The organism is Dactylosporangium sp. NPDC051485 (assembly GCF_040682015.1).
In the GTDB taxonomy this organism is placed as follows: Bacteria; Actinomycetota; Actinomycetes; order Mycobacteriales; family Micromonosporaceae; genus Dactylosporangium.
Genome location: NZ_JBFAZW010000230.1, coordinates 1 through 4672, shown reverse-complemented (window position 1 = coordinate 4672; position 4672 = coordinate 1). Strand labels below are relative to the sequence as shown.

The window sequence follows — 4672 nt, the reverse complement described above, 5'->3', positions numbered from 1 at the left end:
CGCCGTATCCCCTTATTCGAAATCTTCGTCATCCCTGTTGAGAAGAACCGTACGACCACGCCAGACACAACGAATCCCGAAAACGTGCCACTGCGGCACACCGGTCGCCTCAGCCGCGCGGCTGCGGCGTGAGCAGCGGCGGGGCCGACGGTGGGTGGAACGGCGGGGGGTTGTCCACGCCGGCCGCGCGGGCCAGCAGGGCCACCAGGCCGACCCGGGTGGCCACCACGACCATGGTGTGCGTGCGGTCCAGCGTCCGCCAGCGGTTCTGCTCAGGCGCCCAGAAGGTCTGCACGCCGACCCCCAGGCCGGCCCGCCCGGTCTGCACGGCCACCAGGCGGACCAGGCCCGGCTCGCTCACCTCGCGGAAGTACTTGCCCTCCAGCTGCGAGCCGGCGCCGACCGGCACCTCGGCCAGCAGCAGCACGCGGCGGCCGACCGGGATGGTGTCGATGACCTCGCTGCCCACCATGGAGGCGGCGAAGGCGGGCGCGGCCAGGTACGACACGCTGCGCGACAGGTTGATGTCGAACGCGGTCTTGATGCGCCGGGCGAAGTCCTCCTCGAAGAGGCGCAGCACGACCCGCAGCGTGACGTCGAGGCCGGCCCGCCGGGCCAGGTCGCGGCCCAGCAGCGCGGCCTCCAGGTTGGTGACGTCGGCGGTGGTGACCACGACCAGGCAGCGGGCGGTGGCCACGGAGGCGGCGCTCAGCGTGTCCGGGTTGGTGGCGTCGCCGATGATGACCGGCAGGCCGAGGTCCCGGCTGGCCTGTACGCCGCGGGCCCGCTCGTCGCGGTCCACGGCCACCACGTCGATGCCCTGGTCGTGCAGCTCGCGCACGACGCGGGTGCCGACGTTGCCCAGGCCGACCACCACGACGTGGCCGGCGATCGGCTCGGTGAGGCCGCCGGAGGCGATGGCCAGGCGAGCCTTGACCACGATGCCGACGACGGCGGCGGTGAGCGCCGGGATGATGGCCACGCCGGCCACCACCAGCACGATGTCGACCGCCTGGGCGGAGGTGGTGGCGTCGGGGTCGGGATTGGCCCCGCCCAGGGCCGTGAGCACGGCGAAGTACACCGCGCGCCAGATGCCGACGTGCCGGGCCACGGCCACCGCGACCGTGCCCAGGGCCAGGATGGCGAGCGAGCTGACCAGCACCCGGCGCAGCCCGCTGCCGCGCAGCAGGATCCGCGTGGCCCGCAGCGGGTGCCGGCGCTTGCGTTGCCCCCGTGCCGGCCCCGCGCGGCGGCCGTAGAGGCTGGCCAGGACCAGGTCGGCGCGGTCCGGGTCGGTCGGCAAGCTGTCTGCGTCGGCGGTGTTGGCCAGGCCGCACCGGATGTCGGCGGGGTTGGCCAGGGACCGGTCGATCGCCACGAGCTGCTGGCCGTCGGAGAGCCGGACGGTGGTCGGGCTGCTGTCGCCGAGCGCCGCGGCGACGAACGCGGGCGCGGCGATCTCGGAGGCCGACAGCACCGCGCAGTTGGAGAGCCGCTCCATGACGCCGGCGCCGAGGACGGTGTTGAACATGCGCAGGACCACCCGGATGGTCGGGTCGACCTCGCGGGCGATGAGGGCGGCGTCGACGTTGGCCACGTCGTCGGTGTCGACGAAGGCGATGGCGTCGGCGTCGCTCAGGTCGGCGGTCTCGAAGACGGCCTTGGTGAGCTTGCGGGCGGCGATGACGACCGGGCGCTCGTCGGGGTCGTCATCGGCGCGGATGTCGGCGATCTCGGGAGCCTGGTTGGCGGTGAGGTCCGGCACGATGACCGTGACCTGGGCACTGTACGTGTTGATCAGCTCGCCGACCAGTCGGCGGGCGAGCGCGTTGTCACCCCAGACGACGAACTTGCGCACGCCGCGATCGTATCGACACCGGGCTAGCTACAGGGTGGGGGAAAGCCGTCGAGGAGGTTCACGTCGTACAGCAGGATCGCGTATTTGCCGATGTCGTGCCGCTCGACCGGCGGGCCCCACACGTGTTCGGCCTGCTCCGGGGTGCCGTAGAACGGGCGGTCCTTCTCCAGGACGACGAACCGGGCGTTGTGCTGTTTCGCGTCGTACATCGCCCCCTTCGACTGCCAGCAGAAGGGCACGAGCCGGTCGCCGCCACCGGTCACCGGGGCCACGGTGACCGCGCGCTCGGTGGTCACCGTGATGTTGTTCGACGCCCAGTAGGCGCCCAGCCCGTACTCGAGGTTGCGCGAGCGCAGGTAGTCGGCCGCGACCTGGGCCTCCGCGGGGTCGGCGCGCGGCGGGGAGTAGATCACGAGCGTGAGCGTGAAGACGGCGAGGACCCCGGCCAGCACACCCCGGCCGATCTTGCGGCGCCCGGCGGTGGCGAGCCAGGGCCCGGCGAAGCGGGCGGCCAGAGCGGCGCTCATCGGGAGCACCGGGGCGATCTCGCGGGCGGCCATGAGGTCGACGGAGATGGTGGAGACGATCTCGGCGCCGAGGTCGCAGGCGATCGCCGCGATCATGATCGTGTCGACCCGGTCGGCGGTGCCGCGCACGGCCCGCACCAGGGTGACCGCGAACGCGGCCAGCGCGACCAGGAAGCCCACCAGGTGCAGGAGGGAGAGGAGGACCTCGAGGACCGGCGGGTGCCAGCCGGGGCGGTGGGTGCCGAAGATGACCCCGACCATGCGGGCCGTCATCCAGGCCCGGTGCGGCCAGTCGGCCAGCGGAGCCAGCTCGATCGGCGGGTGCGGGGACTGGAAGGCGCCGAGCGCGTCGAGCAGGTGGCGGAAGCCCCGGGAGATGGCCACCGAGACGGCCGCGGCGAGGATGAGGCTCGCCTCGAACCAGCGCTCGGCGCCGCGGGCGCGGATCGCCCGGTAGGCGCAGACGACGATCACGGGCACCGCGCCGACGAAGGTGACCAGGGGGTCGCCCATCGCGCCGAAGCCGAGCAGCGCGGCCAGCAGGACCGGCGTCCAGATCCGATGCTTCGAGCGATCCAGGACCAGCCAGGCGAGCAGCAGTGGTACCGCCGTCCCCGTGTGGTTGGGGGAGGAGAGCAGCGTCTGGTAGCCGGTGCCGGGCACGGGCAGCAGCAGGATGGCGACCGCCACGCCGATGCGCAGCCATGCCTCCAGGCCGGTGGCCCGCCCCTTGGCCAGCCATGCGGCGATGAAGAAGATCATCGTGTAGGTGATCGCCGCCGTCACGTGCACCTGGTCCGCGGTGACGCCGGTGATCCACTGCACGATGCCGTACTGCACGAGCTCGGTCGGGTAGAAGGACACGTCCGACAGCGCCCACCCCTTGAGCAGGGGGTTGCCGTGGAACATGTCCCAGGCCTGCAGCGCGTTGCTCGCCCCGTCGCCGTTGATCGGGAAGGCGCGGGCCATCCTGAGGTACGCCAGGAAGAGCCCAACGGCCGCCACCACGGACCCGACCCCGATCAACGCCTTCTGCCGCACCCCGGGAGAGTAGCCGATCAGGTGTATTCGTCGGCCAGCTCCCGATAGGCGGCGAGCACCACCTCCGTGCGCTCGACCAGATCGGGCTCCGGGCGGGAGCGCAGGGTGCCCAGCAGGGCGTCGGCCGCGCTGACCCGCATCCGGGCCCTTGTCTGGGCGTTGCGCTGGTCCAGGAAGTCCTGGCACAGCACCGCGAGCCGGCGCAGCTGGGCGGCCCGGCGGCGCACCTCCGCGTCGACCTGGGTCAGCCGGTGCGCGATCTCCGCCTGCCGGTCGGTCACCGCGCTGAAGAGCGTGCCGGCGCCGATCGGGTCGCCGACCGAGGCGCGAAGGTCGCGGTCGGCCGCCCGCAGCTCGCCGCGCTCGGCCAGGGCCTGGGCCAGCTCCCACAGCGCGCGCTCGAGCGTGTCGGTCGGGTCGTTCGGTTCGGCCAGCCGCTCCAGGGCCGGCCAGGTCAGCCGGATGCGGTCGGCGTTGGCCGCGGCGGCCTCGAACTCCGTGCGGTCGCGGGGGTCGGTGAGGTACCGCCGCATGGCCCGCCCCCGCCGGGTCGGCGCCGCCACCAGCAGGTAGCCGACCAGCAGGAACATCGTCGCCGCGACGACCGCCAGGAACGTGCGGATGACGGCCGGCGGGGCGAGCCAGTTGATCGCGAGCGCGACCCCGGCGGCCGTGGTGAGCCCGGCGGCATAGAGCGCGTGGACCCACTTGTCGACGGGCCAGAAAGGACCCGCGCCGGTACTGCGGGAGCCTCGCGGCGGCGTCTCGTCACCGACCGCGGCCAGGCTGCGCTCGACGGCGTTCCCGCCCTTGCGCAGCACCCCGACCCGAAGCCCCCGCAGGTACTCGATCACGTGACCGGCCCGGGCCGGCGGTGCCGGCGCCGGATCCGCGCCCCGACGCTGGCCAGGACCAGGGCGGCCAGGGCGCCGAAGACGCCCCACAGCGCGCCGCCGAGGACCACCGCGGCCGCGGCGGCCGGGATGGACAGCGGGCCGAGCAGCCCCGGCGGGTGCTGTGCCGGCGCCGCGGCCAGCGTGACGAGGGCCGCGGCGGCCAGTCCCAGCAGCGCGGAGTGCGGGTGCGGCACCAGGGTGGCGAGGGCCGCCGCGAGCCCCACGCCGAGCAGCGGGCCGAGCCACGGCAGGACCGTGAGCAGCCCGTTCTGGTTGTCGAAGCGGACGATCGCGCGGGTGTCGACGTTGCCGCCCTGGTCCCAGAAGATCGTGCCGTCCACGGACACCGT

General features: G+C 73.5%; 4 protein-coding genes. All 4 read right to left on the bottom strand.

Going from position 1 to position 4672, the window contains the following annotated elements; genetic code table 11:
* Positions 1-109: 109 nt before the first annotated feature.
* Positions 110-1858 (bottom strand): NAD-binding protein, encoded by a 1749-nt coding sequence (locus AB0M46_RS51050; RefSeq protein WP_363348975.1) that lies wholly within the window; start codon positions 1856-1858, stop codon positions 110-112.
* Between the two features lie 23 nt (positions 1859-1881).
* Positions 1882-3426 carry a hypothetical protein gene (locus tag AB0M46_RS51045; protein WP_363348973.1) on the bottom strand — a complete coding sequence of 515 codons (1545 nt, stop codon included), beginning with the start codon at positions 3424-3426 and terminating at the stop codon, positions 1882-1884.
* A gap of 17 nt (positions 3427-3443) precedes the next feature.
* On the bottom strand, positions 3444-4280 hold the full coding sequence (locus tag AB0M46_RS51040) for a hypothetical protein (protein WP_363348971.1): 837 nt from the start codon (positions 4278-4280) through the stop codon (positions 3444-3446).
* Positions 4277-4672, bottom strand: a 396-nt coding sequence (locus AB0M46_RS51035; RefSeq protein WP_363348969.1) for a hypothetical protein, incomplete at its 5' end; no start/stop codon positions are given. The genes AB0M46_RS51040 and AB0M46_RS51035, both read right to left, overlap by 4 nt.